General features: G+C 71.2%; 26 protein-coding genes and 1 tRNA gene. 13 read left to right on the top strand and 14 right to left on the bottom strand.

Annotated features, from left to right (window positions below; genetic code table 11):
• The first annotated feature begins 1 nt into the window (after nt 1).
• The 3 genes from GHC57_RS20185 to GHC57_RS00125 all read left to right on the top strand — a co-directional run bounded on the left by GHC57_RS20185 (nt 2) and on the right by GHC57_RS00125 (nt 3,578).
• Nucleotides 2-1,888 carry a tetratricopeptide repeat protein gene (locus tag GHC57_RS20185; RefSeq protein WP_170294584.1) on the top strand — a complete coding sequence of 629 codons (1,887 nt, stop codon included), beginning with the start codon at nt 2-4 and terminating at the stop codon, nt 1,886-1,888.
• The gene (locus GHC57_RS00130) at nt 1,885-2,787 is read left to right on the top strand and encodes a 4-(cytidine 5'-diphospho)-2-C-methyl-D-erythritol kinase (RefSeq protein WP_170294583.1); all 903 of its coding nucleotides are present in this window, start codon (nt 1,885-1,887) and stop codon (nt 2,785-2,787) included. Before GHC57_RS20185 ends, GHC57_RS00130 begins: the two co-directional genes overlap by 4 nt.
• A 185-nt stretch (nt 2,788-2,972) precedes the next feature.
• Nucleotides 2,973-3,578, top strand: coding sequence for a uracil-DNA glycosylase family protein (locus tag GHC57_RS00125; RefSeq protein WP_170294582.1), 606 nt, complete (start codon nt 2,973-2,975; stop codon nt 3,576-3,578).
• 367 nt (nt 3,579-3,945) lie between these two features.
• Here the strand turns inward: GHC57_RS00125 and GHC57_RS00120 are convergent, their stop codons facing one another.
• The 3 genes from GHC57_RS00120 to GHC57_RS19245 are packed head-to-tail and all read right to left on the bottom strand — an operon-like array spanning nt 3,946 to nt 6,021.
• Nucleotides 3,946-4,434 (bottom strand): nuclear transport factor 2 family protein, encoded by a 489-nt coding sequence (locus tag GHC57_RS00120; RefSeq protein ID WP_153339888.1) that lies wholly within the window; start codon nt 4,432-4,434, stop codon nt 3,946-3,948.
• Nucleotides 4,431-5,273, bottom strand: a complete 843-nt coding sequence (locus tag GHC57_RS00115) for an SDR family NAD(P)-dependent oxidoreductase (RefSeq protein ID WP_153339886.1) — start codon at nt 5,271-5,273, stop codon at nt 4,431-4,433. The genes GHC57_RS00120 and GHC57_RS00115 overlap by 4 nt, the downstream gene beginning before the upstream one ends.
• Nucleotides 5,266-6,021, bottom strand: a complete 756-nt coding sequence (locus GHC57_RS19245; RefSeq protein ID WP_170294581.1) for a DUF6134 family protein — start codon at nt 6,019-6,021, stop codon at nt 5,266-5,268. Before GHC57_RS19245 ends, GHC57_RS00115 begins: the two co-directional genes overlap by 8 nt.
• A 79-nt stretch (nt 6,022-6,100) precedes the next feature.
• Here GHC57_RS19245 and GHC57_RS00105 point away from each other — a divergent pair, with 79 nt between their 5' ends.
• The gene (locus GHC57_RS00105) at nt 6,101-6,787 is read left to right on the top strand and encodes a methyltransferase (RefSeq protein ID WP_170294580.1); all 687 of its coding nucleotides are present in this window, start codon (nt 6,101-6,103) and stop codon (nt 6,785-6,787) included.
• Nucleotides 6,775-7,836 (top strand): NAD(+) diphosphatase, encoded by a 1,062-nt coding sequence (gene nudC, locus GHC57_RS00100; RefSeq protein ID WP_153339881.1) that lies wholly within the window; start codon nt 6,775-6,777, stop codon nt 7,834-7,836. The genes GHC57_RS00105 and nudC overlap by 13 nt, the downstream gene beginning before the upstream one ends.
• On the opposite strand, the gene cobO is transcribed toward nudC, so the two are convergent.
• Nucleotides 7,833-8,480 carry a cob(I)yrinic acid a,c-diamide adenosyltransferase gene (cobO, locus tag GHC57_RS00095; protein ID WP_153339879.1) on the bottom strand — a complete coding sequence of 216 codons (648 nt, stop codon included), beginning with the start codon at nt 8,478-8,480 and terminating at the stop codon, nt 7,833-7,835. The genes nudC and cobO overlap by 4 nt on opposite strands.
• A 540-nt stretch (nt 8,481-9,020) precedes the next feature.
• Between cobO and GHC57_RS00090 the strand changes: the two genes are divergently transcribed.
• Nucleotides 9,021-9,097 (top strand) — tRNA-Pro (locus tag GHC57_RS00090).
• Nucleotides 9,098-9,913: 816 nt separating this feature from the next.
• Here GHC57_RS00090 and trpS read toward each other — a convergent pair.
• The 5 genes from trpS to GHC57_RS00065 all read right to left on the bottom strand — a co-directional run bounded on the left by trpS (nt 9,914) and on the right by GHC57_RS00065 (nt 15,653).
• Nucleotides 9,914-10,912 carry a tryptophan--tRNA ligase gene (trpS, locus tag GHC57_RS00085; protein ID WP_153339877.1) on the bottom strand — a complete coding sequence of 333 codons (999 nt, stop codon included), beginning with the start codon at nt 10,910-10,912 and terminating at the stop codon, nt 9,914-9,916.
• A 335-nt stretch (nt 10,913-11,247) separates the two neighbouring features.
• Nucleotides 11,248-12,129, bottom strand: coding sequence for a prephenate dehydratase (locus tag GHC57_RS00080; RefSeq protein WP_153339875.1), 882 nt, complete (start codon nt 12,127-12,129; stop codon nt 11,248-11,250).
• Between the two features lie 378 nt (nt 12,130-12,507).
• Complete coding sequence (locus GHC57_RS00075; protein ID WP_153339873.1) at nt 12,508-12,885, bottom strand: ArsR/SmtB family transcription factor; 378 nt, start codon at nt 12,883-12,885, stop codon at nt 12,508-12,510.
• A gap of 167 nt (nt 12,886-13,052) precedes the next feature.
• Nucleotides 13,053-15,269: a heavy metal translocating P-type ATPase gene (locus GHC57_RS00070; RefSeq protein ID WP_211369083.1), complete on the bottom strand. Its 2,217-nt coding sequence runs from the start codon at nt 15,267-15,269 to the stop codon at nt 13,053-13,055.
• Between the two features lie 90 nt (nt 15,270-15,359).
• Nucleotides 15,360-15,653 (bottom strand): PAAR domain-containing protein, encoded by a 294-nt coding sequence (locus GHC57_RS00065; RefSeq protein ID WP_153339868.1) that lies wholly within the window; start codon nt 15,651-15,653, stop codon nt 15,360-15,362.
• 161 nt (nt 15,654-15,814) lie between these two features.
• Here GHC57_RS00065 and GHC57_RS00060 point away from each other — a divergent pair, with 161 nt between their 5' ends.
• The 4 genes from GHC57_RS00060 (at nt 15,815) to GHC57_RS00045 (ending at nt 18,897) form a co-directional block, all read left to right on the top strand.
• Nucleotides 15,815-16,432: an anthranilate synthase component II gene (locus tag GHC57_RS00060; RefSeq protein WP_153339866.1), complete on the top strand. Its 618-nt coding sequence runs from the start codon at nt 15,815-15,817 to the stop codon at nt 16,430-16,432.
• Complete coding sequence (gene trpD / locus GHC57_RS00055; protein ID WP_153339864.1) at nt 16,432-17,481, top strand: anthranilate phosphoribosyltransferase; 1,050 nt, start codon at nt 16,432-16,434, stop codon at nt 17,479-17,481. The genes GHC57_RS00060 and trpD overlap by 1 nt, the downstream gene beginning before the upstream one ends.
• Nucleotides 17,478-18,284: an indole-3-glycerol phosphate synthase TrpC gene (trpC, locus tag GHC57_RS00050; protein ID WP_170294579.1), complete on the top strand. Its 807-nt coding sequence runs from the start codon at nt 17,478-17,480 to the stop codon at nt 18,282-18,284. The genes trpD and trpC overlap by 4 nt, the downstream gene beginning before the upstream one ends.
• Before the next feature lie 247 nt (nt 18,285-18,531).
• The gene (locus GHC57_RS00045) at nt 18,532-18,897 is read left to right on the top strand and encodes a hypothetical protein (protein ID WP_153339862.1); all 366 of its coding nucleotides are present in this window, start codon (nt 18,532-18,534) and stop codon (nt 18,895-18,897) included.
• Between the two features lie 143 nt (nt 18,898-19,040).
• Here GHC57_RS00045 and GHC57_RS00040 read toward each other — a convergent pair whose 3' ends face one another.
• The 3 genes from GHC57_RS00040 to GHC57_RS00030 form a co-directional block, all read right to left on the bottom strand.
• Nucleotides 19,041-20,312 (bottom strand): HlyC/CorC family transporter, encoded by a 1,272-nt coding sequence (locus GHC57_RS00040; RefSeq protein ID WP_153339860.1) that lies wholly within the window; start codon nt 20,310-20,312, stop codon nt 19,041-19,043.
• A 72-nt stretch (nt 20,313-20,384) separates the two neighbouring features.
• Nucleotides 20,385-21,530: a 3-dehydroquinate synthase gene (aroB, locus tag GHC57_RS00035; protein ID WP_153339857.1), complete on the bottom strand. Its 1,146-nt coding sequence runs from the start codon at nt 21,528-21,530 to the stop codon at nt 20,385-20,387.
• Nucleotides 21,527-22,123, bottom strand: coding sequence for a shikimate kinase (locus tag GHC57_RS00030; protein WP_153339855.1), 597 nt, complete (start codon nt 22,121-22,123; stop codon nt 21,527-21,529). Before GHC57_RS00030 ends, aroB begins: the two co-directional genes overlap by 4 nt.
• Before the next feature lie 162 nt (nt 22,124-22,285).
• Between GHC57_RS00030 and GHC57_RS00025 the strand changes: the two genes are divergently transcribed.
• Nucleotides 22,286-22,459 (top strand): hypothetical protein, encoded by a 174-nt coding sequence (locus GHC57_RS00025; RefSeq protein WP_153339853.1) that lies wholly within the window; start codon nt 22,286-22,288, stop codon nt 22,457-22,459.
• Nucleotides 22,446-24,425: a hypothetical protein gene (locus tag GHC57_RS00020; protein WP_153339851.1), complete on the top strand. Its 1,980-nt coding sequence runs from the start codon at nt 22,446-22,448 to the stop codon at nt 24,423-24,425. Before GHC57_RS00025 ends, GHC57_RS00020 begins: the two co-directional genes overlap by 14 nt.
• Nucleotides 24,426-24,473: 48 nt before the next feature.
• Here GHC57_RS00020 and moaC read toward each other — a convergent pair whose 3' ends face one another.
• Nucleotides 24,474-24,947 (bottom strand): cyclic pyranopterin monophosphate synthase MoaC, encoded by a 474-nt coding sequence (moaC, locus tag GHC57_RS00015; protein WP_153339849.1) that lies wholly within the window; start codon nt 24,945-24,947, stop codon nt 24,474-24,476.
• Between the two features lie 209 nt (nt 24,948-25,156).
• Between moaC and GHC57_RS00010 the strand changes: the two genes are divergently transcribed.
• Entirely contained in the window at nt 25,157-26,332 is a 1,176-nt protein-coding gene (locus GHC57_RS00010) for an ABC transporter substrate-binding protein (protein ID WP_153339846.1), read from the top strand.
• Between the two features lie 247 nt (nt 26,333-26,579).
• Here GHC57_RS00010 and GHC57_RS00005 read toward each other — a convergent pair whose 3' ends face one another.
• Nucleotides 26,580-26,810: a hypothetical protein gene (locus GHC57_RS00005; protein WP_153339844.1), complete on the bottom strand. Its 231-nt coding sequence runs from the start codon at nt 26,808-26,810 to the stop codon at nt 26,580-26,582.
• Nucleotides 26,811-26,904 lie beyond the last annotated feature (94 nt).

Below are 26,904 nucleotides of genomic sequence, written 5' to 3'. Positions count from 1 at the left end.
CATGGCGCAGAGGGCGCAGATGGCGCAGAGCGTATCCTTTCCTCCGGCGCGCAGGCCGGCCCAGGCCGCGTTTGTGGTCCTGTGGGCGGCCCTGGCCCTGACGCCGGCGGCCTGCGCCCATCCCGGCGACACGGCCGCGGAGCCGACCGGGGCCGCCGGTCTCACCCGTCTGGCCGCCGCCGATGCGACGGCGCCGGAGGGCGCGTCAAATGGGGGCCCGGCCGCCAAGGCGCCGGATGCGTCCACCGACGACGCGGCGCAAGGCCCCTCGGGGCGCGCGCTGGGCAAGTATCTGGCCGGCCGCGCGGCGCAGTACGACAACAACATTTCGGCCGCCGCCAGCCACTTCGCCGACGCCCTGGCCGCCGATCCCGGCAATCCCATGCTGATGCGCCGGGCGTACTATTACCTGATGGCGGACGGCCGCTTCGACGAGGCCGTGGGCGTGGCCCGCGATGCGGTCGTGGCCCTGGCCGGCGAGGACTTCGCGCCGCTGCTGCTGGCCTCGTCCGCCATGCGCGACGGCAATCCCAACGACGCCGTCGGGTGGCTGTGGCCGATCGAGGCCAACGGCCTGAACGCGCTGCTGCAGCCCATGCTGCTGGCCTGGGCGCGGCTCGACACCGGCGACCTGGACGGCGCCCTGGAGGCGCTGGAGCCGGCGCGCTCCATGGCCTCGGCCCGGCGACTGGTGGACCTGCACGGCATCCTGATCGCCGACATCAGCGGCGACCGGGCCCGCGCCGGCGCGCTGCTGGACGCCTACCTGGAGGATGGGCCGCCCGACAACGCCCGGCCGCTGGAACTGATCGTCATGCTGCTGACGCATCAGGGCCGCACCGCCGAGGCGCTGGACCTGGTGGAAGACTATCTGGCCCAGGGGCCCGCGCCCCTGATGGTCTCCGATCTGGCCGCGCGGGTGCGGGCCGAGGGCGCCGACGGTGTGTCCGATCTGGTCACCACCGCCCGGGAGGGCTATGCCGAGGCGCTCTATCACACCGGGCTCGCCGTCAACCAGGGCCAGGGGTCGGACACGGCGATCGTGCTCATGCAGATGGCCCTGGGCGTGAACCCGGACTTCCAGCGCGCCGCCCTGGGCATCGCCGAGACCCTGCGCCGCATGAAGCAGTACGAGGCCGCCAACACCGTCCTGCAGGAGATCGACACCACCGATGATCCGGCGCTGGACTACGTGACGCGGTTGTATCTGGCCGAGAACCTGGAACAGCTCGACCGCATCGACGAGGCGCTGGCCCGCTACGACGCCCTCGCCGAGACCCATCCGGACCAGTTGGAACCGCTGGTGGACAAGGGCGACCTGCTGCGCCGCGCCGACCGCTTCGCCGAGGCGGCGGAGGCCTACTCGGTCGCTATCGACCGCATCGACAACGACAACGGCGTCGCCCTGTGGCCGGTGCTGTACCGGCGCGGCGTGTCCTACGAACGGGCGGGCGAATGGGACAAGGCCGAGGCCGACTTCCTGCGCGCCCTGGACCTGGAGCCGGACCAGCCGGAGATCCTGAACTACCTGGGCTATTCCTGGCTGGACCGGGGCGAGAACATCGAGCGCGCGGTGGACATGGTCAAGGAGGCCGTGCGCCAGCGCCCCAACGACGGCTACATCGTGGACAGCCTGGGCTGGGGGTACTACCTGCTGGGGCGCTACGAGGAAGCCGTGGTGGAACTGGAACGCGCCGTCGAGTTGCGGCCGCAGGACTGGACCATCAACGACCACCTGGGCGATGCCTACTGGCGCGTGGGCCGGCGCACCGAAGCCCGCTTCCAGTGGGAACGCGCGCTCAGCCTGGAGCCCGAGGAGGACACGATCCCCGAGATCGAAGCCAAGCTGGAGACGGGGCTGGAGCCGGTCGCGGAGGGCGGCCGGTGACGTCGCCCAACGCCCTGCGCCTGGCCGCCCCGGCCAAGGTGAACCTGCACCTGCACATCACCGGCCGCCGCACCGACGGCTATCACCTGCTCGACAGCCTGATGGTGTTCGCCGGCGTGTTCGACACGGTGGTGATCGAGCCGGCCGAGAGCCTCTCCCTGACCATCGAGGGGCCGCGCGCCGCCGCGCTGGACGGCCTGGATGCGGACGACAACCTGATGATCCGCGCGGCCCGCCGCCTCGCCGACATCGCCGGCGTGACCGCCGGCGCCCGCCTGACCCTGGTCAAGCGACTGCCGGTGGCCGGCGGCATCGGCGGCGGCTCGTCCGACGCGGCCGCCGTGCTGCGCGGGTTGTACCGGCTGTGGGGCCTCGCCCTGGAGGACGCCGCCATGCTGGACGTGGCGCTGGGTCTGGGGGCGGATGTGCCGATCTGCCTGTACGGCCGGGCCGCCAACGTCTCGGGAATCGGCGAGGTGCTGGAGCCCGCTCCCGCCCTGCCGGCCGTGCCGCTGCTGCTGGTCAACCCGGGCGTGCCGGTGCCCACGGGCGAGGTGTTCGGGCTGCGCTCCGGCCCGTTCTCGCGACCGTTCCCGCTGCGCGACGCCCCCGTCAACGCATTGGCGCTGGCCAACGATCTGGCCGGCCGGCGCAACGACCTGGAGACACCCACCCGCACCGTGGCGGACGAGGTGGGCGAGGCCCTGGACCTGCTGACCGATCAGGCGGGCGCGCTGCTGACCCGCATGTCGGGCAGCGGCGGGACCTGCTTCGCCCTGTTCGGATCGGACGCGGAGGCGGAGACCGCCCGCCAGATCATCGCCGAGACGCGGCCCGCCTGGTGGGTGGAACGCACCCGGCTGGTCACCGACGCCCGCGCGCTCGACGGGCAGGCTTAACACCAACGGCATCTGACGATGACCGTTGAAGCCCGTGGCCGGCCCGCCCCCCCCCCCGGCCACCCCCGCCCGCATCCTTGGGGTGGCCGGGTGGGGGAGCGGGCCGGTGCCGCCCTGGCGCCGCTTCGCGGCGCCATCGGTTCAGGTTTGGGCGCCCGAATGCCGTACGGGCCGAGGGCGGCAGCGTGAGCGGAAGAGACTCCCTCGACGAGACCGTGGCGGCCGCGCGGGCCTGCACCCTGTGCGCGGCCCATCTGCCGCTGGGGCCGCGCCCGGTGCTGCGGGCCCGGGCGACGGCGCGCCTGCTGATCGTCGGGCAGGCCCCGGGCACCAGGGTCCACGCCACCGGCATCCCCTGGAACGACCCGTCCGGCGACCGCCTGCGCGCCTGGATGGGCGTGGACCGCGAGACCTTCTACGACGAGGACCGGGTGGCCATCGTGCCCATGGGGCTGTGCTACCCGGGCCGGCTGCCGCGCGGCGGCGATGCCCCGCAGCGTCCGGACTGCGCGCCCACGTGGCACCCGCCGCTGCTGGCGGGGCTGCCCCGGGTGGGACTCACCTTGCTGGTGGGGCAGTACGCCCAGGCCCGCTATCTGGGCGATCGCCGGGCGCGGACCATGACCGAGACGGTGCGCGGATTCGCCGCGCCGCTGGCCGAGGCCGGGCGGCTGCCCCTGCCCCATCCGAGCTGGCGCAACACGGCCTGGCTGCGGCGGAACCCCTGGTTCGAGACCGAGCTTCTGCCCGTCCTGCGCGCCCGCGTGGCGGCATTGCTAACGGAGGGGTGATCCCAACCGCATCTGACGATGACCGTTGGCACAAGCAACGTTCGATGGGTTCGCTCTGCGTGCCGGACGGGGCTTGCAGCCCCGTCCGGACCGTTTCGTCCAAGTATGGGGATGAAATCGGTCCGGGCGAGAGTGCAACTCCCGCCCGGCATCACCCAGGGCGCCGAACCCGGATGACCGTTCTGAGACACTGATGGAGGCGAACCCACCTGTCGAGGTCCTTCGGTCGCTTCACTCCCTCAGGATGACACACTTTTAGTAGGTATTGTCACCCTGAGCTCCCGAAAGGCGCGACGGCTCTCGTGAAGGGGCACGAACCATGACACCCCTGTCATCTGGATTCGGAGCCCTGCGGCATCACCAACCCCTACCCCGCCCGCTTGCCGTGGGCAAGGCGGCGGCGCACCCGGCGCAGCACCCACCCCAGCACGGGCAGGCGCTCGTGGAACTGGCGGGCGGCGTCCCAGTGGTCGATGTGCTCGCGCGCGCGGCCGTCTTCGGCGAACCGCACCTCGCTCATGCCGTCGATGCGCCAGTCCCCGCCCAATGCCTTGATGCGCGCCGTGAACACCCAGCGCAGGAAGCACACGTCCCCGTCGAAGGCCCGGTGCGTCACGCGGAAGCACGGGTCCTGGGTGTCCTGGTACATGGCGGCCAGGATGCGCCGCAGCGCCGGCAGGCCCACGGTGTCGTTGAACGGATCGACGAAGTGGATGTCCGCCGTCGCCACCTCGGCCAGCCGGTCGAGCGCCTCCGGCGTCATGCCCTCGAAGAAGGCCACGTAGCGGGCCGCGCCGTGCACAACGACCTGAGAGGGCGCAGCGGGGGGCGGCGGCTCGAAAAAGGGGTCCGTCATGCCGCGTCGGCCTTGCGGTCCGTCCCGCCCTCGTCGGTCCCGTCCGCGTCCAGGGCCTCGGGCCGCGCCTCCGGCGGGATGGCCCGACGGGTCAGCGCGAACAGCACCGGGTACGGCAGCATGGCGAGCAGCTTCATCAGCCACGTGAACCGGCGCGGCATGGTGATCTCGAACCGACTGGAGCGCAGGCCCTTGGCGATGCGGGCGGCGGCGGCCTCCGGCTCCATCAGGAACGGCATGGCGAAGGTGTTGCGGTCCGTCAGCGGTGTCCGCACGAAGCCCGGGTTGACTACCTGGACGGTGATGCCGAACGCCTCAAGCTCCGGCCGCAGGGACTGGCCCATGGCGATCACGGCGGCCTTGCTGGCGCTGTAGGCGGAGGCCGTGGGCAGGCCCACATAGCCCGCCACCGAGCCCACCACCGTGATCCGGCCCCGGCGGCGCTTGACGAACCGCGGAATGACGGCGGCGAGGCCGTTGACCACACCCCCGACATTGACGGCCATGAGTTTATCGAACACCTCCGGATCGAACCGCGCGGCCGGCATCGACGTGTGCGTGCCGGCGTTCAGCACCACGACATCGGGCAGCCCCACGCGGGCCTCGATCTCCTCCAGCGCCTGGGCGGTCGCGGCCCGGTCGGTCACGTCCAGCGGCTGCGGCAGGATGCGGCCGGACAGACCCTCGGCTTCGCGGGCCAGGGACTCCAGGTCCTCGCGGTTGCGGGCGCTGCCCACCACCGTGCGTCCCTCGCGCGCGAGGTGCAGGGCCAGCGCGCGGCCGATGCCTCGGCCGGCCCCGATCAGCCAGACCACGGAGTCGGGGGTCGGATCATCCATTCGGGTCCCCACCACATTCAGTGCAAACATAGGTCACGGGCGTGCCGTCCTTGCCCTCGAACGCCAGCCTCACCCAGCGGCCGCGCGCGTCGTACCAGACCTGAACCTCCAGCTCGCCGGTATAGTCGAAGCGGCGCGCCTCACGCGGGCCGGCGCCGGTCTCGACGCGCTCCATCGGGCCGGGCGTGATGGTCACGCTGTTGCGCCCGCCGGTGATGGTGTTGAGCACCTCGGTCCGGGTCAGGACGGCGGCGTTCCAGTGGTTGGTGGGCAGGACGGGAGACTCGGCCGTCCAGGCGCCCTTGGAGCCATCCACGGACAGGGTGTCGCCGGACCATCGGGCCTCGACCCGGCGGATGTCGCCGTCTTCGTTCACCCTGGCGTCCACCGCGACCGGAACGCCGTCGCGCCAGCGGCCCGTGGAATCATAGTCGTAGGTGTACAGGGTCATCCCCAGAAAGCCGATGTCCAGCGACATGCGGCTGTCCACCACCAGGGTGTCGCCGTCGCGCCGGAAGGTGGTGCGATGCTCGCCCACCACGTCGCCCTTGCGGACCACGTCAAAGCGCAGGCCGTTGGGGTACAGGGTCTCGGGCGAAGCGGGGACGCTCGCCAGTTGGTCCTTGGCGAAGGTGGACTCAATTTGCGACGATGCGCCGGCGGGCGGAACCGACCCCGCCGCCAGCGCCACACCCATCGCCAAGATGCCCGCCACAGACCCGCGGGACAGCCGGGACGGAAGAACCATGTCGTCCTCACCTTCATTTGTTTCGAAACTCAAGACTCTACGACTCCACCTGGACATTGGATCAGCCAACCGCCAGGTGGTGAGCGAAACCAGTCGCGCCCTGGACGACGTCAGTCATGACGACGACCGGCATACCATCACCCATTTCAGCCGCCTGCTCATGCGCCATGGCCGCAGTCATGCCGCGCTGGAGTGGAACAGCCGCGAGAGCCAGGAACGCCGATTCGCCGTGCTGGCCGAGGCCGGACTGCGCTCGGGCGAGACCCTTCTGGACGTGGGCTGCGGCATCGGCGATTTCGTGGACTGGCTGGCCCGCCACGGCATGGACCTGGGCTACTGCGGCCTGGACCTGACCCCGGCGATGATCGAGCACGCCACCGCCCGTTATCCCACGCTGGCGTTCCGTCAGGGCTGCCTGCTGGGGGATCCGGCTCCCGACCTGCCGCAGGACACCTTCGACTGGGTGGTGGCGAGCGGCGTGTTCGCCCACCGCCGGGACGAACCCGACGCCTACATGAAGGCCCTGACGATGGCCATGCTGGCGCGGGCGCGCAAGGGTGTGGCGATCAACTCGCTCAGCCTGAAGGCGCCGCACGGCAACCTGTGGACCCTGTTCCACGCCGACCCGGACGCCGCCCTGGCCTGGGGCCAGGCGCAGGACGGCGTGGCCAAGGCGGTGCTGCGGGAGGACTACGACCCCAACGACTTCTCCCTCTACCTGTACAAGACGGACGAGGCCGCGAAGGCAATGGCATGGAAACGATAGCAGCGGCCGGACGGAGCGCCGGCGCCCACGGGTGGGCGACCCTGACGCCCTCGGCGCGGACGGCGCTGGAGGGGCTCGTCTACACCGGCGCCCCCCTGGACCGCGCGGAGCCCCTGCGCGAGGACGCGACCGCCGTTGGGCGCCTCCGCCGGGAGCCGGCCAGCCGCGTCGTGCTGCTGTGGCGCAATCAGGTCCTGGTGGACACCTCGGGCGGCCGGGCAGCCCCGCGCGCCATGGTCACGGGCGGCGACTGGACCCCGGCGGACCCCGCCCTGACACCAGACGAGACGGTCTTTCTGGGCCGTGACGGCGCGGGCGTGGCGTGGTTCGCCGCGCAGCTCCCCGCCGAGGCCGAGGGCGGCGACGAGGCCGGGCCGGACACCGGGCTGGGCGGGCGCTTCCTGCCGCTGCGCACGGTGGGGCCGGCCCTGCCCCCGGACGAGGCCGCCATCCTGGCCCAGGCGCTGGGCGTGCTGGCGTGGCACCGCCGGCACCGCTTCTGTGCCGCCTGCGGGGCGCCCTCGGTGATGGCTGATGCGGGCTACCGCCGCCGCTGCACCGATCCGGCCTGCGGGGCCGGGCACTTCCCGCGCACCGACCCGGCGGTCATCATGCTGGTGCACCACGGGCGCGGGCCGGATGCCCGCTGCCTGCTGGCGCGCGGGGCCCGGTTGCCGCCGCGCATGGTCTCCACCCTGGCCGGCTTCGTGGAGCCCGGCGAGAGCCTGGAAGAGGCGGTCCGCCGCGAGGTCCACGAGGAAACGGGCCTCCGTGTCGGTCGCCTGGCCTACGGGGCGTCGCAGCCGTGGCCGTTCCCGGCCTCGATCATGCTCGGCTTCCACTGCGAGGCCGAGACCACGGACATCGTGCTGGATCCGCGCGAGCTGGAGCACGCCGCGTGGCACACCCGCGCGGAGGTGGCCGCCTTCGGCGAGATGGGCCGGGACGCGCCGGAGTCCGGATGGCTGCTGCCCCGGACCGACTCCATCGCGCGGCGCCTGATCCTGGGCTGGCTGGCGGGCGAGGTGTTTGAGGAGGCGTCCCCTTAAAACTCCACGCCCTTCTGGCCCTTCACGCCGCTGCGGAAGGGGTGCTTGACCAGCTTCATCTCGGTGACCAGATCGGCGGCCTCGATGATCGCGTCGCCGGCGTTGCGGCCGGTCATCACCACGTGCTGCAGGGGCGGGCGGCCGTGGATGGTGTCCAGCACCGGCTCGATCTCAAGATACCCGTAGCGCAGCACCACGTTGATCTCGTCCAGCACCACCATGGCGATGTCGGGATCGGCCAGCATCTCGGCGGCGAGCGCCCAGGCCCGCTCGGCGGCGGCGACATCGCGGGCGCGGTCCTGGGTTTCCCACGTGAAGCCCTCGCCCATGGCCCGGATGGTCACCAGATCCGGATAGCGCTCCAGCACGGTGCGTTCGGCGGTGTCCATGGCCCCCTTGATGAACTGCACCACGCCGACCTTCATGCCGTGGCCCAGACAGCGCAGGACCATGCCGAAAGCGGCCGAGCTCTTGCCCTTGCCGGGGCCGGTGTGAACGATCAGCAGGCCCTTCTCGCCGCTCTTGCCGGCCATCATGCGGTCGCGCGCGGCCTTCTTCTTGCGCATCTTGGCGGTGTGGCGGGCGTCGTCGCCCTCGGGCGGGTCCTGCCCGGCATCCGTCTGGTGGTCCTGGTCGTCGATCATGAGGTCCGGTCCTGCTTTCCTGAAACGCCGTGTCATCATCGGTCGGCGCTGCCCGGACTCCTGTACCATTCTCACGCGGTTCTTGGAATGGAGACACCGCTGGTCATGCGCAGTGAAGCGGAGCGGAACGAAGCGTGACCAGCGGGCGACGGCCCGAAGCGGTGGTGTATCCTTCCTGAACCGAGCCGATCCACCGGGAGCAGCCAATTGGCTCCTGTGGCTTGACCACCTGGGGAGGACGCGCGCCCCGGCGGATTGGCCGCGACCCAAGCCCCGTGGGGAGTCCGCGCCGGACCTGTGGCGAACAGTCCGAGCGCCAGTACAGGAATCGGCTAAGGTTGCGGTGGCTCGTGCCTCAAAAAGACGCATCGCCACAGGTTCATCGCCGAACCCGTCTGTCGGAGGCGTCACTCTCATCGTCACTCTGTATGCCCCCATGCGGGCCGGCGACACGCGCGATGACATCGCGTGAAGATCCGGCCTTGCATGGGACGGCGTGAGGGACTATAGAAGCGGTCCCGCGCAGGCGAGACCTCGGACCGGAGTGTAGCTCAGCCTGGTAGAGCACTGTCTTCGGGAGGCAGGGGCCGCAGGTTCGAATCCTGCCACTCCGACCAATCAGACCGAGACCATCGCATGACGCGGGACAGGGCGCCCTGGTTCAGACGAACCGGGCGCCCTTTTTCGTGGATCATCACGGATGATCGGGGTCGGGTGGTTTCTGGACTGCGGCGGCCACCCGAGACACCCCCTCCCCACCCCTCCTCATTCCTTGGGGAGGGAGTCCGGCCGGCGTCTGGTGGACCGGGACTCCTCCGCCATACATGGGCTATCTGATTCACACGTCTTTGGCGGGAGGGCGCTGGACGATCCTACAGCGCCGAAAAAAAATCACCACAAAGACACAAAGAACACCAAGAGCGGAGCTTCAAGACAATCGCGTCAAGCTCTACGGACTCGCAGCCGGTCACCGCAACGGCTTGGCCGGACGCCGACCCCTTTGTGTCCTGGTGTCTTGGTGGTCCATCCTGTTGCCGAAGACGGCCGCTCTCGTTCGAACATGTGTGCCGGCTTATCCCCCTGCGTCCGGTTGGCGCGGTCGGTGGTGGGTCCGGCGGTCGCGCGTCCTCCACATCATGGGGGGACCGGAACCAAGGGGATAAGCCTTAATGTGTGACCGTGATCGCCTTGCCAGGGGCGGGCGTTCGGTCTGCACCCGACGAAAGGTCCAGAGAAGCACCATCGCCCCGATTGTCCGGGATGAACGCTTTTTCTGGATGAGCCTTGTCCCCTCCGGCGGACATGGTGACCCGTCCGGCTGCCGGGTCCGGCGACACGTCCTCTGTATTGCGGTCTTGTGTATTGCGGTCTTGTCCTGATCGCCGCGGCGCCCCTTTGGGGCGCGCGGCTCCGCCGGCCCGGTCGGGGCGGGATTACACCCGCAGGAAGCCGACGGTCTCGTAGACCTCGTCCAGCACCGGGCCGGCAATGGCCTGGGCGCGCTGCGCGCCGCGCGCCAGGATGGCGTCGATCTCGGCGGGGTTGGCGAGCAGACGGTTCATCTCCGCGTTCATCGGCCCCAGGACCGCGACCGACAGGTCGGTGAGGGACTGCTTGAAGGCGCTGAACGGCTGGCCGCCATGCTCGGCCAGCACCGCTTCGCGGCTGGTGTCGGACAGGGCGGCGAAGATGCCGACCAGATTGGCGGCCTCGGGGCGGCCTTCCAGGCCCTCCACCTCGGACGGCAGCGGCTCGGGGTCGGTCTTGGCCTTGCGGATCTTCTGCGCCAGAAGATCGGCATCGTCGGTCAGGTTGATGCGCGAGAAGTCCGAGGCATCCGACTTGCTCATCTTCTTCGACCCGTCCCGCAGGGACATCACGCGGGTCGCCTCCCCCAGGATCAGCGGTTCGGTGATCGGGAACACCGCGCGCTCGAAGTCGTTGTTGAACTTCTGGGCGATGTCGCGGGCCAACTCCAGGTGCTGCTTCTGGTCTTCGCCGACGGGGACGTGGGTGGCCTTGTACAGCAGGATGTCGGCGGCCATCAGGTTCGGATAGGCGAACAGCCCGACCGAGGCGTTCTCCTTGTGCTTGCCCGCCTTTTCCTTGAACTGCGTCATGCGGTTCAGCCAGCCCATGCGGGCGACGCAGTTGAACACCCACGCCAGTTGGGCATGCCCGGGCACGGCCGACTGGTTGAAGATGACGCAGCCCTCCGGGTCGATGCCGGCGGCGATGAACGCCGCCGTGACCTCGCGGGTCGTGCGGGTCAGCTCCGCCGGGTCCTGCCACACGGTGATCGCGTGCATGTCCACGACGCAGAAGATGCTCTCGTAGTCCTTCTGCAGCCGCACCCAGTTGCGGATCGCGCCCAGATAGTTGCCGAGGTGCAGGTTGCCGGTCGGCTGAACGCCGGAGAAGATACGCTTCATCGTTGAACGGCCCGGGATGACGGAAGGGAGTGCAGGGGGGTAGACCAATCCTGCCCGACCGTCAACGCGTTTGGCCAAGGGCAACAGGTTCAGGGTAACGGGATCGCTCCTGCAGGTCTTTGCAGCAGGTCGGAGATCCGCGCTCGAGATCCTTCAGCCGCTTCGCGGCCTCAGGAAGACATCCAATAATTGTATTATGTCATCCCGAGCGAGCGAAGCGAGACGAGGGATCTCGAGAGGCATGCTCTGACGGCGCGCAAAGCGCCGTCATGGTAACGTGCGCTCTTTGCCCGAGCGTTTGGCCGTCAACGCATTCGCCTTCCGGCCGATCCGCGTCACGGCAGCAGCCGGGTTTCCGCTTCCAGGGCGCGGCGGCGGGCCTCGAACCGATAGGGGTGGGCCGGATAGACACCCAGCACCACCACCTCGTGGGAGAAGAAGCGCAGCTCCTCCATGGCGTAGGCCACCGGGCGGTCGTCCGGCCGGCCCTCCACCTCGGCATAGAACTGCGCGGCCACGAAGGTGCCGCCGATCTGGTAGCTCTCCAGCTTGGTCATGTTGACGCCGTTGGTGGCGAACCCGCCCAACGCCTTGTAGAGCGCCGCCGGCACGTTGCGCACCCGGAAGATGAACGAGGTCACGGACTCCACGTCGGCGCGGGGGCTGACCGGCTCGCGGGCCATGACGACGAAGCGGGTGGTGTTGTGCTCCTCGTCCTCGATGTTGGCGCGCAGGGACTCCAGGCCGTAGATCTCGGCCGACAGGGCGGAGCCGATAGCGGCCACGGTCTTGTCGCCGCGCCGGGCCACGTCGCGGGCGGCGCCGGCGGTATCCGCCGTGACCACGGGGGTCAGGCCCAGTTCGCGGGTCATCCGGCGGCACTGGGACAGCGCGTGGACGTGGCTTTCCACGGTGCGCAGGTCCTCCAGCGTGGTGCCCGGCACCACCAAAAGGTGGTGGTTCACGCGCAGGAAGTGTTCGGCGACGATGTGCAAGCCCGAGCCCGGCAGCAGGTGGTGAATGTCCGCCACCCGGCCGGCCACCGAGTTGTCGATGGGGATCATGGCGTACAGCGCCTTGCCGTCGCGGACCGCGGCGAACACATCCTCGAACGCGGCCCGGGGCAGCGGGTCCATGTCCGGATAGGCGGCGAGGCATGAGGCGTGCGAATACGCGCCCGGCAGCCCCTGAAACGCGATCACGGGCTTCGGGGGCATCGGCAAGGAAACGTCTGCGGTGGGATCGGCGACGGGATCAGGCGACATGGGCGCGGGGTCTCGGTCCTGTGGCGGGCGACGGCGCCGAAGCGCCCGCTTGCCTAGACCGCGCTCGTTCCGCCCGTCAAGCGGAATGGCCCGGGCGGTCCGTCACGCCACGGTGACTGGCTACGGTTAACGGGATCGCTCTTCCAGGTCTTTGCAGGGGGTCGGAGACTTGCGCTCGAGGTCCTTCAGCCGCTTCGCGGCTTCAGGATGACATCCTATAATTTTGGTGTGTCATCCCGAGTGAGCGAAGCGAGACGAGGGATCCCGAGAGGCCCGCTCCGACATCTCGGAACAGGCCGTCATGTTAACCTGAACCCATTGCCCTGTCCGTCACGCCACGGTGACGAGGCGGCGTTCGGGGTGCGGGCCGTCGGCCCCGTCCTGTGCCTCGGGATGCGCGGCGGCCGGGGCGCAATAGATGCCGTACAGGGTGTCGAGCACCGCCGAGACCTCGGACCCCTTGAGCGAGTAGTAGATGGTCTGGGCCACCCGCCGGGTCTTGACCAGGTCATCCCGACGCAGGCGCGCCAGATGCTGGGACAGCGCCGACTGACTCAGCCCGACGACGCGCTCAAGCTCACCGACCGACCGTTCCTGCCCCACAAGCTGACAGAGGATCAGAAGACGGTATTCGTTGCTCATGGCCTTGAGCAGCGTACTGGCGTTGCGCGCCTTCTCCTGCAGGAGTTCCAGGTCGTTCTGGTTCATGACCGCCCCACGATCACCCGGCCCCGACATGGGGCGGGCCGCAAGCCGACAGACGGAAAAGCCCGCCTCGGCGCTGTTATATTCTACAGGGTAGCATATTCCGGCAGCGGAATACGTCCCCCATCCCCCGATATGGCGACGGCCCCCGGTGTTCCAAGGGGCGACCGCTAACGCCGCGCCGCCGGGCTAAGCCGCAGCAGCAGGGAACTGGTCACCACGCTCACACTCGAAAACGCCATGGCGGCCCCCGCGATCGCCGGGGACAGATATCCCAGCGCGGCGGCCGGCACGGCGGCCACGTTGTAGAGGAAGGCCCACATCAGGTTCAACCGGATCCGGTCATAGGTCGCCCGGGACAGGCCCAGGGCCGTGTCCAGAAGGCGCGGATCGCCCCGCATCAGGGTCAGGCCGGCGGTCTGCATGGCGACGTCGGTCCCCGAGCCCATGGCGATGCCCACATCGGCGGCGGCCAGGGCGGGGGCGTCGTTGATGCCGTCGCCCACCATGGCGACGGTGCGGCCCTCGGCCTGGAGGCTTCGGACCACCTCGGCCTTGTCGGCGGGCAGCACCTCGGCGCGCACATCGTCGATGCCCACACGCGCCGCTACGGACTCGGCGGCGGCCCGGGAATCGCCGGTCAGCAGCACCGGGGTCAGGCCGCGGGCCTTCAGGGCCTTCACGGTCTCGGCGGCGCCGTCCTTGACCGGATCGGCCAGGGCGATCAGGCCCAGCACGGGGCCGTCCGCCTCGGCCACCCAGACCACGGTGCGCCCGGCGCCCTCCCGATTGTTGGCCAGATCGCGGGCGCGCGCCTCGGACGCCGCGTCGGCCCGCTCGCGCTCCACCATCAGGCGGCGGGATCCGATCAGCAACGACCGTCCGCCCACGGTGGCGGACACGCCCCGCCCCGGCAACGCCTCGAACGACTCCAGCGGGCTCAGGTCGAGCCCTCGGGTGTCGGCGGCCTCCAGGATGGCGCGGCCCAGCACGTGTTCGCTGCCCTGCTGGGCGCTGGCGGCCAGCGTCACCAGGGCGTCCTCGTCGAGATCCGGGGCGAGCACGGCGACGGCGTCCAGCGCGGGTCGGCCCTCGGTGATGGTGCCGGTCTTGTCGAACACCACGGTGTCGATGCGGTGCGCCCCTTCCAGCGCGGCGGCGTCCTTGATGAGCACCCCGCGCCTGGCCGCCAGCCCGGTGCCGACCATGATCGCGGTCGGCGTGGCCAGCCCAAGGGCGCAGGGGCAGGCGATCACCAGCACCGAGACGGCGGCGACGAAGCCGGTTTCGGGCGCGCCGCCCACCAGCCACCACAGCAGAAACGTGGTTGCCGCGATGGCCACGATCACGGGCACGAACACGGCCGCCACGCGGTCCACCAGCCGCTGCACCGGGGCCTTGCTGGCCTGGGCGTCCTCGACCATGCGGATGATGCGGGTCAGCACGCCCTGACCGCCGGCGCTGGTGGCCCGCAGGCGCAACAGCCCGTCGCCGTTGACCGCGCCGCCGATGACGGCATCGCCCGGGCCGCGCGCGACCGGCAGGCTTTCGCCGGTGATGAGGCTTTCATCAAGCTGGCTGTCGCCGGAGACGATCTCGCCGTCCACGGGGACCCGCTCGCCGGGCCGGACCAGCACCACGGTCCCCACCATGACCTCGCGCAGAGGCACTTCGGCCGTCGCGCCGTCGTCGCGCTCGATCCGGGCCACGTCGGGGCGCAGGGTCATCAGGGTGCGGATGGCGGCGGCGGCCGAGCCCTTGGCGCGGGCCTCCAGCACCTTGCCCAGCAGGACGAGGGTGATGACCACGGCCGCACCCTCGAAGTACAGGCCCTGGTCGGCGGTGCCCGTGACCACGCGCCAGACGCTGAACGCATAGGCCGCCGTGGTGCCCAGGGCCACCAGCACGTCCATGTTGCCCGCGCCGGCCTTCAGGCTGGTCCAGGCCCCCCGGTAGAACCGCGCGCCGGAGACGACCTGCACCGGGGTCGCCAGCGCCAGCGCCAGCCAGGGCGACAGGTGGAACGGCAGCCCCGTCCACATGGCGACCATCTCGGCCAGCAGGGGCAGGGTGAACACCACGGCCACCGCCAGGTCGAACAGGCCCCGCCGGTCCGAGCGCCACGAGGTGTCCAGGTCGGCGGCGGTCCAGTCGTCGCGGCGCGGGCCGGCGTCGTAGCCGGCCTTGCGCACCGCGCCGATCAGGTCGTCCAGGGTCACGCTGTCACCGGCCACATCCACGCGGGCGGTCTCGGTGGCCAGATTGACCGAAGCATTGGTCACGCCGGTGCGGCGGTTCAACACCTTCTCGATCCGCGCCGAGCAGGCGGCGCAGGTCATGCCGGTGATGTCGAGTTCATAGGTGGTCGTGGGCGTGCGCGCATCCATGGCGCGACCTCCCTCGTGGTCTCGGGAAACGGACAGCATGCGCCATACGTGGGCCGCGCGACGTCCGCCGTCAATGTGCCGGGGGTGCGCTCAGCCCCCGATCAGGACGGTCGGGCAGCCCATCACGATGACGCCGCCGTGCACCGTATTGTCCCCCATCCGGGCGGCCGGCATGCCGCCCACCAGGCAGGTGAAGGCGCCCTTCACGATCACGTCCGGCGGACCGACGCAGGTGGCCAGATCCGAGATGCGGGCCTGCGGCATCTTGCAGGTCAGAACGTTGGGTTGACCCTTGATGATGGGGCCGCCCACGTGCGGCACCGGCCCGGGGTTCACCATCGGACAGGTGTGCATATCGCCAATACGGGCGGCGGGCTGGCCCATGGGGAGTCCTCCCGGACGGAGACGAGACCCTCAGCTTGGCATGGACGCGCGCGCCCATCAACGATCCCCGGCCGTCCCATCCGCGTCCCCGACCTTGACCGGCCCGGCGGCCCCTGCAATCCTGCCGCCTCTTCGGCCGGCACGGGGGGCTCGCGCGGATCATGCTGCTGCTCATCGACAACTACGACAGCTTTACGTACAACCTCTGGCACTACCTCGGCGAGCTGGGGCCCGAGGTCATGGTGCGCCGCAACGACGTGCTCTCGGTGGAGGACGCCCTGGCGCTCGATCCGGCCGCGCTCGTCATCTCGCCCGGGCCATGCGATCCCGACAGCGCGGGCATCTGCCTGGACCTGATCCGCGCCGCCGCCGGTCGCCTGCCGGTGATGGGCGTGTGCCTGGGGCATCAGTCCCTGGGGCAGGCCATGGGCGGGCGCGTCGTCCGCGCCCCCGATGTGATGCACGGCAAGGTGGACCGGATCCACCACACCGGCACCGGCCTGTTCGAGGGCCTGCCGTCGCCCTTCACGGCCACGCGCTACCACTCCCTGATCGTCGAGCGGGACAGCCTGCCCGACAGCCTGGAGGTGACCGCCTGGACCGAGGACGGGCTCATCATGGCCATCGCCCACCGCTCGCTGCCGATGTTCGGCGTGCAGTTCCACCCGGAGAGCATCGCCTCGGAGCACGGTCACCGGCTGCTGCTCAACTTCCTGACCCTGGCCGGGGTGCCCGGCCTGCGGTCGCTGGACGACGTGATGGGCGAGAGGGCCGCCTGATGACCACCGAACCGCTTCCCTTCCGCGCCCTGCTGGCGCGGGTCGCCGAGGGCCTGCCGCTGGACGAGGATCAGGCCCGCACGGTGTTCGATACGCTCATGGCCGGCGATGCCACGCCCGCGCAGATGGGCGCCCTGCTGATGGGCCTGCGGGTGCGCGGCGAGACGGTGGCGGAGATCACCGGGGCCGCCCGCGCCATGCGCGCCAAGGCCACCCGTATCAACGCTCCCGCCGACGCCATCGACATCGTGGGCACGGGCGGCGACGGCTCGGGCACCTACAACGTCTCGACCGGGGCCGCGCTGGTGGTGGCCGCCTGCGGCGTGCCGGTGGCCAAGCACGGCAACCGCGCCGCCTCGTCCAAATCGGGTTCGGCGGACGTGCTGGCCGCGCTCGGCGTGAACCTGGACGCGCCCATGCCGGTGATCGAGGCCGCCATCCGCGAGGCCAACATCGGCTTCATGTTCGCCCAGCGCCATCACGGCGCCATGAAGCACGTCGCCCCCGTGCGCGGCGAGATGGGCGTGCGCACCATCTTCAACGTGCTGGGGCCGCTGTCCAATCCGGCCGGGGCGAAGCGCGAACTGATGGGAGTGTTCTCCCACGCCTGGGTGGAACCGCTGGCGGAGGTGCTGGGCCGTCTGGGCGCCGAGCGCGCCTGGGTCGTCCACGGGGCCGACGGCCTGGATGAGGTGACCACCACCGACGTGACCTATGTGGCCGCGTGGGACGGCAGCAAGGTCGAGACCTTCACCATCCAGCCGGAGGACGCCGGGCTGTCCCGCGCCACGCCGGACGACCTGAAGGGCGGCACGCCGGAGGAGAACGCGGCCGCCATCCGCGCCATGCTCGACGGCGCGCCCGGTCCCTACCGCGACATCGTGGTGATGAACGCCGCCGCCGCGCTGGTGGTGGCGGGCAAGGCGGCGGACCTGAAGGGCGGGGCGGCCCTGGCCGCCGAGGCGCTCGACAGCGGCGCGGCCAGGGCCACGCTGGAAAAGATGGTCGGCATCACGCACCGGGCCGATCCGGCGGAGGCTGAGGCGTGAGCGACGTTCTGGAGCGTATCTGCGCCCGCACCCGAGAGGACCTGACGGCCCGCAAAAAGGCCCGCTCCACCGCCGACCTGGAGGCCGACGCCCGCGCGGCCTCTCCCGTGCGCCCGTTCGGCGCCGCCCTGACGGCGAAGGTCGCGGCCCCGGCGGAGGGGGGCGGCTTCGGCCTGATCTGCGAGATCAAGAAGGCCTCGCCCTCGGCCGGGTTGATCCGGCCCGACTTCGATCCGCCCGCGCTGGCCCGCGCCTATGCGGCCGGCGGGGCGGCCTGCCTGTCCGTGTTGACCGACGGTCCGTTCTTCCAGGGCGAGCCGGCCTATCTGGAGGCTGCGCGCGCGGCCTGCGATCTGCCCGTGCTGCGCAAGGACTTCATGGTCGATCCCTGGATGGTGCCCGAGGCCCGCGCCATGGGCGCGGATGCGATCCTCATCATCATGGCGGCCGTGGACGATGCCCTTGCGGGCGAGCTGGCGGCGGCCGCTGCCGACTGGGGCATGGACGCGCTGGTGGAGGTCCATGACGCGCCCGAGCTGGAGCGCGCCCTGCGGCTGCCGTGCCCGCTGATCGGCATCAACAACCGCAACCTGAAGACCCTGGTCACGGACCTCGCGACCACCGAGGCGCTGGCGCCGATGGTCCCGCCCGACCGCCATCTGGTGTGCGAGAGCGGCCTGAAGACCCGCGCCGACCTTGCGCGCATGGCCGAGTCCGGCGCCCGGCGCTTCCTGATCGGCGAGTCGTTCATGCGCCAGGATGACGTGGCGGCGGCGGTCGGCGCGCTGCTCACGCCGGTGTAGCGGCGGACCCGGCGGCCGTGGCCGTGGCGGCCGAGTCCGCGCGCCCCATCCTTGCCGTTCTGCATATCTGGAATGCCCCGCCACGACGTTCGTGCAGGTCGGCCCGGTTTGGTGTAGACTAAAGGCTTAGGGTGAAAGTGACGGTGCGCGTGCGAGACCGACGTCACACACCCATGACCCGTTCCTCCCGGCCGGACATCGGCGTCCGCGCCCTGCATCCGTCCGAGAGCAGCCGGAGGAGGGTGTCATGATTACGATTCAGGATTGCCTTGGCCTGACCGATGCAACGCCCGACGAGGTCGTTGTGATTGCCTGCCACGAACATTTGCCGCCCATCCTGGCCGCGAGCAAGGCGTATGCGCTGCTTGGGGACCCGTCCGGGGCGGCGGCCATGCGGCGCATGATCCTGGATGAGTACTGCCGCGCCGTGCTGCGGCGGGACCGCGCCCGGTGCGAGCGGCTGGCCGCGCTCTTCCAGACCTCGCTGGAGGCGCACCCGGCGGCCGGCGGCGAGCCGGCCTCGCCCGGGGCGGTGCAGTTGGAGGGCCGGACCGGCCCCCGCCACGGGCGGAGCGCTGTTCACAAGGGGGCGCGGTCCATCGCGTGGCATTGATTGGGTTTTCCTGACGTGTCAGGAGAAAGGCCCTACGCCGCTTCGCGGCGCCGGTGCCGTCGCACCGGCCGGCCGCCGAATGACAACAGGTCATACGCCGGCCGGTATGAGCCCGGGTCACGCCGGGCTCACTCACGCGCTCCTTATCGCGGCGTCACCCGGATCGAGGTGATGCGGTTGCGCATGCGCTTCTGCACCTCGAACCGGAAGCCGTGGAAAAGGAAGGTCTGGCCCGGTTCGGGGATGCGGCGGGCCTCATGCAGGACCAGTCCCGCAAGCGTGTTGGCCACGTCATCCGGCAGGTTCCACTCGAACTCGCGGTTCAGGTCGCGGATGGTGACATCGCCGCTGATGACGTAGGTCCCGTCCGACTGGGCCCGCACCCCGGCCACCTGCACGTCGTGTTCATCGCTGATGTCGCCGACGATCTCTTCCAGAATGTCTTCCAGGGTGACCACGCCCATGATGGTGCCGTACTCGTCCACCACCATGGCGAAGTGCTCGCGCCGCTCGCGGAACGCCTGCAACTGGTGCAGCAGGGTGGTGGTGTCCGGAATGAACCAGGTCGGTGACGCCAGCCCGACCACGTCCATCTCGTCCAGATTGCCGGTGTAGGCCTGCACGGCCCGCAGCAGCGCCTTGACGTGCAGCACGCCGATGATGTTGTCCATCCGGTCGCGCCACAGCGGAATGCGGGTGTAGGGGCTGTTGAGCACCTGCTCGACGATCTCCGAGGCGGGAAGGTCGGCGTCGATCATCACCAGCTTGGAACGGTGGACCATGATCTCGCCCACCTCCACATCGGCGAGGTCCAGCACGCTCTTCAGCATGGCGCGCTCGCGCCGCACGGTGCGGCCGGAGGGGCCGTCGCCGTCGGCCTCGGCGGTGTGCAGCTCGATGGCGCCGCGCAGTTCGGCCAGGGCGTGGGGGGCCGTCTTCTCCTGGCCCGCGTCCGCCTTGAAGGTCTTCAGCATCACCTGCACCAGCCCCTGGATCACCCGGGTCACCGGCCAGAACACGAGGGTGAGCACCCGCATGATCGGCGCCACCGTCAGGGCCATGGTGTTGGTGTGGGTCAGGGCATAGGTCTTGGGCAGGATCTCGGCGAAGATCAGCACCAGCACCGTCATGCCGGCCGTGGCATAGACCACGCCGGTTTCGCCGAAGGTCGCGATCATCACGCTGGTGGCCAGCGACGAGGCCAGAATGTTGACCAGGTTGTTGCCCAGCAGGATAGTGCCGATGAGCTGCTCGCGCGTCTTCAGCAGGGTGTTGACGGTCCGCGCCCGGCGGTTGCCGCCCTTCTCCAGCTCCATCATCAGGGGGCGCGAGGCGGCGGTGAGCGCGGTTTCCGAGCCCGAAAACAGGCCGGACAGCACGAGCAGAAGCACGACGGCGATGATGGATTCGATCATGGGTCCGATGGGGTGGGTCGTGGCAGGGTCTGAACAGGGCGGGGGCGGACCGGGAGCGGCGCGGGGGCCGTGTCAGGACAGGGCGGCGGCCAGAGTCTCCCGCACCGCCGCAGCGGGCACATCGCGTTTCAGATGGGCCTTGCCGATGCCGTCCGCCACCACAAAGGTGACGCGGCCGTCCTCGACCTTCTTGTCCCGGGCCATGTGGCCCATCAGGCGGTCGATGTCCCACGACCGGGCGGGGTCGGGGCGCACGGGCAGGCCGACGGCCTCCAGGTGACGCCGCACGCGCGCGACGTCCTGGCCCGGGCACAGGCCGATCCGGTGCGACAGGTCGAAGGCCATGACCATGCCGATGGCCACGGCCTCGCCGTGCAGCAGGGCGGCGCCGTAGCCGGTCTCGGCCTCCAGCGCGTGGCCGAAGGTGTGGCCCAGGTTCAGCAGCGCGCGCTGCCCGGCCTCGCGCTCGTCGGCGGCGACCACGGCGGCCTTGGCGCGGCAACTCACGGCGATGGCCTCGGCGCGCCCGCGTGCATCGCCCGCCAGCAGGGCGGCGCCGTTGGCCTCCAGCCAGTCCCAGAACCCGGCATCGCCGATCAGGCCGTACTTGGCGGTCTCGGCATAGCCCGCCAGCAGCTCGCGCGGCGGCAGGCTGTCCAGGGTGTCGGTGTCGGCCAGCACCAGACGCGGCTGGTGGAAGGCGCCGATCAGGTTCTTGCCGTGGCGGCTGTTGACGGCGGTCTTGCCGCCCACGCTGCTGTCCACCTGGGACAGGAGCGTGGTCGGGATCTGCACCAGCGGCACCCCGCGCAGCGCGACGGCGGCGGCGAAGCCCGCCAGATCGCCCACCACGCCGCCGCCCAGGGCGATCACGGGCGTGCCGCGCTCCAGCCCGAAGCCGAGCATGGCGTCCAGCAGCGCCTCCAGCCGGCCCACGCTCTTGCTGGCCTCGCCCGCCGGCACGATGTGGCCGGTCCAGGCCAGCCCGGCGGCCTCCAGGGTGGCGGCCAGGGGCTCCAGATACAGGCCGGCCACGGTCTCGTCGCTGACCACGAAGGCGCGGCCGGCCTTCGGCAGCGCCGCGCGCACCAGTTCGCCCGCCCGGCCGAGCAGGCCCGGCCCGATGTGGATGGGATAGGCGCGGTCGCCGAGCGCGACCTCCACCGTGACCGCGGGGGCTCCACGGGGCGCGCCGAGGACGTCGCCGACGACGTTCATGGGGTGTCTTGCTCCTGCGCGGGATCCGCCGGCCGCGCGGCCAGGGCCCGCAGCACGGCGTGGGTGGTCTGGTCGGCGGAATCGGGGCCGGTGTCCACCACCACGTCGGCCTCGGCATAGACGGGGTAGCGTTCCGTCATCAGCGCCTGCAGCTTGGCGCGCGGGTCTCCGGTGTTGAGCAGCGGGCGGTGGGTCCGCCCCACGGTGCGCGACACCAGGGTGTCCAGGTCGGCGCGCAGCCAGACCGACACGGCCTGCCGCTGGATCAGGGCGCGGGTTTCGGTATCCATGAAGGCCCCGCCGCCGGCCGCCAGCACGCTGGGGGGGGCCTCCAGCAGGCGGGCCATCACCTTGCGCTCGCAGTCGCGGAAGGCGCTTTCGCCGTAGACGGTGAAGATCTCGGCGATGCTCAGCCCGGCGGCCTTGACGATCTGGTCGTCGGCGTCCACGAACGGTCGCCCCAGCCGCGCCGCCAGCCGGCGGCCGACGCAGCTCTTGCCCGCGCCCATCAGCCCGACCAGCACCACGGTGCGCGCGCCGTCGATGCGTTGCGTCGGAGCCGGGGGGGATTTAAACTGCCGCGCGGTTGCCATGGGTCCCGTTCGTTCGCCGCACACGGAAAGAAGAGGGGGAACGCGGACCCGGTCCGCGGCCCTTGCCTCCATTTTGTTTAGACGGCCGGCGGTGCCCTGTCCAGGGTGCCGGCCGATCATGGCGGGGGCGATCCGGTCCCGGACAAGACAAGGGAGACAGGTGTGGCACGTCGGCGCGGGCGGTTTACCGGGGATGATTCCTCCAGTGTCTTGCTGAAGATCCTGGGGGTCTTGCTGATCGGCGTGGTGGTGGGCGGCGGCGTGCTGCTGGCCACCTGGGACATGAAAGCGCCGACCCGCCCGGTCGAAAAGGTGCTTGATAATGATCGGTTCTAGCGCCGGACGTCGGGTCGCCGGTGCGCTGGCCCTGGCGCTCGCCGCCCCCGCGTTCGCCCCCGCGTTCGCCCCCGCATCCGCCCAGGCGCAGCAGGCTCCCCTTGATCTGCTGCCGCCGGACATGCGCTCCGGTCCGGTGCCGCAGCCCGCCCCGGGGCCCGCCCCGGGTCCCGTGTTCGATCCCGCCCGTCCGGCCGCGCCGCCGCCGCTGGAGGCCCCGCGCGAGGTCGCGCCGCCCCCCGGCGGCCTGACCGAGAGTGAACGGACCCCCGCCCCCGCCCTCGCCCCCGAAACCGAGACGCCCGCCCGCCCGGCGCCGTCCGTGGAGGCGGTGGACGGACCGCTGCCGGGCGCGACCGGCATCCTGACGCCGCAGGTGGGCGGCTTTCCGGCCGATCTGTGGACCGGCACCCCCGGCGATCGCGCCGCCGCGCTGGTGCGGGCGCTGCCGGTCGGCACCACCTCGCCGGTCATGGCCGAGTTGCGCCGGCGCCTGCTGCTGAGCGAACAACGCACACCCGACGGCGTATCCGCCCTGGACCTGCTGCGCGCCCGACTCGCTGTGCTGGTGGCGGCGGGCGGGACCGCCAGCGAGGTCATGGCCCTGGCCGATCCGGTCGGGCGCGACGCCACCGTGGACCGTCTGCGCCTGCACGCCCTGCTGGTGGAGGCCGACGACGCCCGCGCCTGCGCCCTGGTGCGCGCGGTCGGCGCCCGCTACCCGGACGCCATCTGGCAGCAGGCGGCGATCCATTGCGACCTGCTGGAGGACCGGCGGGACGCGGCGCTGCTCGGCCTGTCCATGCTGCGCGAGATGGGGCGGGGCACCGATGCCGAGGGCTGGGCCTTCACCCTGCTCGCCGAGCGTCTGGCCGGCCTGGACAGTCCGCCGCCGGACCGATTCGCCCAGGCGACCCCGGTGGCCTGGCGCCTGCTCCGACGTCTGCCCGATGTGGACGCGCCGCCCGACGCCCTCGATCCCGCCCAGCCCTGGACCGCGCGCGCGCTGGCGCTGGCCGAGGACGGCGGGCCGCCCGTGCTGCGCGCGGCCGCCGCCGAGCGGGCCGCCGCCGCCGGCGCTCTGGGCGTGGACACCCTGGCCAGGGTCTGGACCACCCTGTCCGTGGATCCACGCGACCTGGACACGCCGCTGTCCCGCGTGGTGCTGGGCGGCTCGGCGCTCGACCGCGCCGTGGCCTATGCCATCACGGCGCGCCTGACCGACCCGGCCCGGCTGGCCGAGGCGTTGATCCATCCGCTGGAGACCAGCCACGTCACCACGCCCGCGCTCTATCCCACCCATGCCCGGCTGTATGCCCCCCTGGTCCGGCGGGTGCCGGTGAACCCGCGTGTGCCGGCCTTCCTGGGCGAGGCCGCCGGGCGCGCGCTCTATGTGGCCCGCTCCGTCGAGGCCGGGCGCACCTGGCTGGCGCGCCTGGAAAGCCAGGGCCGCGCCGGCGATCTCCAGTCCGAGGAAGCGGCCGCCCTGCTGTGGCCGCTGGCGCGCCTTGCCGATCCGGCCATGGGCGCGGCGGTGCCCACGGAGCGCCTGCTGTACTGGCGGCAGGCCCAGGCGGCGCGGCGGGGCGACTCGCCCGAGGCCCGGCGGGCGCTGGACCGGGACCATGTGCTGCTGCTGAACCTGTTCGAGGCGCTGGGCGCGGACATCGGCGAGGCGCACTGGCTGCCGCTGCGCACGAACCGGGTGTTCGTCGAGGCCGTATCCATCGAGGGCGGGCATACCGACCCGGACCGGCTGGCGGCGCTGGCGGAGGCCGCGCCCGCCGGTCGCCTGGGCGAGGCCGTGGCGCTGGCGCTGGTCGCGCTGGGGCCGGACGGGCCGGCCGGGGCCTCGCTGGAGACGCTGACGGGCGTGCTGCGGGGCCTGCGGGCCCTCGGCCTGGACGATGCCGCGCGGCAACTGGCCGTCGAAGCGCTGGTGGCGCGGTCCGCCGAGTCTTCTTGATCCTGATCGGCGTTAAAATGGATGCGTCCGGATCATTGCCGATCGGCCTCAATCCGCGTCGAATCGGCCCGAGGCGCCGCCGGACTTGTGCACCAGCCGGATGTCGGTGATCCGCATGCCCCGGTCCATCGCCTTGCACATGTCATAGACCGTCAGGGCGGCGACCGAGACCGCCGTCAGCGCCTCCATCTCCACGCCCGTGCGGCCGGTCAGGGCGCAGGTGGCGGTGATCTCCACCGCGTCGGCGGCCTCGTCCAGCGACAGGTCCACCGTGACCTTGGTCAGGGCCAGCGGATGGCACAGCGGGATCAGGTCCGGCGTGCGCTTGGCCCCCATGATGCCGGCCAGCTGGGCCACCGACAGCACGTCGCCCTTCTTCAGGCCATGGTCTCGGATCAGGCGGAGGGTCTCCGGCGCGGCCAGCACGCGCCCGCGCGCCACCGCGACACGGCGGGTCTCGTCCTTGCCCGCGACATCCACCATGACCGCGTTGCCCTGGTCGTCGAAGTGCGTGAGGCCCATCTCTGCCGCTCCCGTTGGGTGGTCCGGACGGCCCGTCTCCTGCGGGAGGGGCCGGACCGGGGTCCGACCATATCGTCCCGGTCCGGCGGCCGCCACCTCTCTGCCGGTCGCCGCCGGTGCCACAATCGCGCCCCCTTTGGGGGGCTTGGGCGGGCGGCCCGAAGGGTCTAGGATGCCCCACCCCTGTTCAGACGAGGACACCCCCGCCCATGGCTTCGCGACGGTGCACGGCCGTTCTGTCCGCCGTTCTCCTGGCGCTGATCGCCGCCTGGTGCCCGCCCGCCCGGGCGCAGACGCCGGACCAGACGATCCTGATCGGTGACCTCACCACGGTGGGCCGCATCGGCGACCCGGCCGACACCTACCGGCTCGGGCGCGATCTGGCGGCGGGGTTCATCGACATGGCCGGCGGCGTGATGGGCTCGCGCAAACTGGAGATCGTCTCCATCGACCCCGAGGGCGATCCCCAGGCCGCCGCGCGGGCGGTCGAGGAGTTGAAGAAGCAGGGGGTCGCGCTGTTCATCGGCGGGCTGCTGGCCGATGTCACCCTGGCTGTCGCCCGCGCCGCCGGGGACACGCCCGTGCTGGCGGCGGATGCCCGGCTGCCGGCCGCGCTGGTGCGGGACGTGCCCAACCTTTACCAGATCGGCCCCTCGGCCGAGGCTCTGGGCCGCGCCCTGGCCGCGCAGGCGGCCACCACCGGCGTGACCCGCTGGGGGGTGGTGGCCCGGGACGACTACTTCGGCCGCGCCGTCACGCACGCCTTCTGGAACGATCTGTCCGCCGCCCAGCCGGGCCTGGAGCTGGCCATGGAGCAGTACGTGCCGACTCTGTCGGGCGCGGTCGGGCCGGCGCTGGACGCGGTCGCCAACACCCGGCCCGAGGGCCTGCTGGTGGCTCTGCGCGACGGCGATCTGGTGGCCTTCGTGCAGGGCGCGGCCGGCGCCGGGGTGCTGGACGGCGTGCAGGTCGCGGTCCCGCACATGGGCTCGCCAGAGATCCTGGGCGCCCTCGGCGGCGCCCGGCCCAACGGCTGGATCACCACCGGCTACCTGTGCTGCGAGACCGGCGGCCAGCCGCACCGGGCGTTCGCCGACGCCTACCAGCAGGCCGACCCGCGCGGGCGCTCGCCCACGCTGGGGGCGCTCTATGGCTACGTGGCCATGACCACGGCGGCGACCGCCCTCGACACCGCATGGTCGGTCAAGCCCGACCAACTGGCCGAGGCGCTGGCCGACCTGACCCTGTCCTCGCCCGTGGGCGAGATGCGATTCGCGCCCGAAACCCACCAATCCAGCATGGTGATGTGGAGCGGCTGGATCCGCGACGGCCGGTTTACCGATGCCCGTCCGGTTGATCCGGCCGCGCTCAGCCGGCCGCGCTGAGGGGATTGTTTTGATCGGCCATGAAACGGACACGCCCGGTTCATGGCCTCCGCCGCTTCGCGGCGCCGGCCCAGTCGGGCCGGTATCAGGACCGAAAGGCGGACCGGGACTCCTGTACCTCCCCCCCGGCAGGGGGGAGGAGTCCGGGCACCATGACCCCGCGATCCCGGACTTCCGTGATGAACTTTTTTCGCCGCGCCGACGCGGTCGCGCCGGCCGGCTGACATAAAAAAAGTCACCCTTTTTGTCAGCCCGTCCGCCGCCCCACCAGTCGGGTGGTGTGCGCCCGGCCCTGGTGATGCGGACCCTCGTCCAGGTCGGTCTCGCCGTCCTCCAGCAGGTCCAGGTCCAGCAGGCCGTCGAAGTCGGCGGCCAGGGTGTCGGGGGCGTACAGCATCTCGGCCACCGGCGGGCCGCCGGTGCCGTATTCCAACTGGCGGGGTGAAGCGGATGAAATTATTTGATCGCGGCGTGCCATAATTATTGGCTCAAATAGCGTTCGCTATGCATTCCCGGATTTGGTATCATGAAGGATACCGAACGCGGGAGGCGGGCATGGATCGGGACACGTT

Source organism: Roseospira navarrensis, from assembly GCF_009601025.1.
Classification (GTDB): domain Bacteria; phylum Pseudomonadota; class Alphaproteobacteria; order Rhodospirillales; family Rhodospirillaceae; genus Rhodospira; species Rhodospira navarrensis.
Note: the sequence above shows the minus strand (reverse complement) of the source record. Positions and strands in the feature narration are given on the sequence as shown.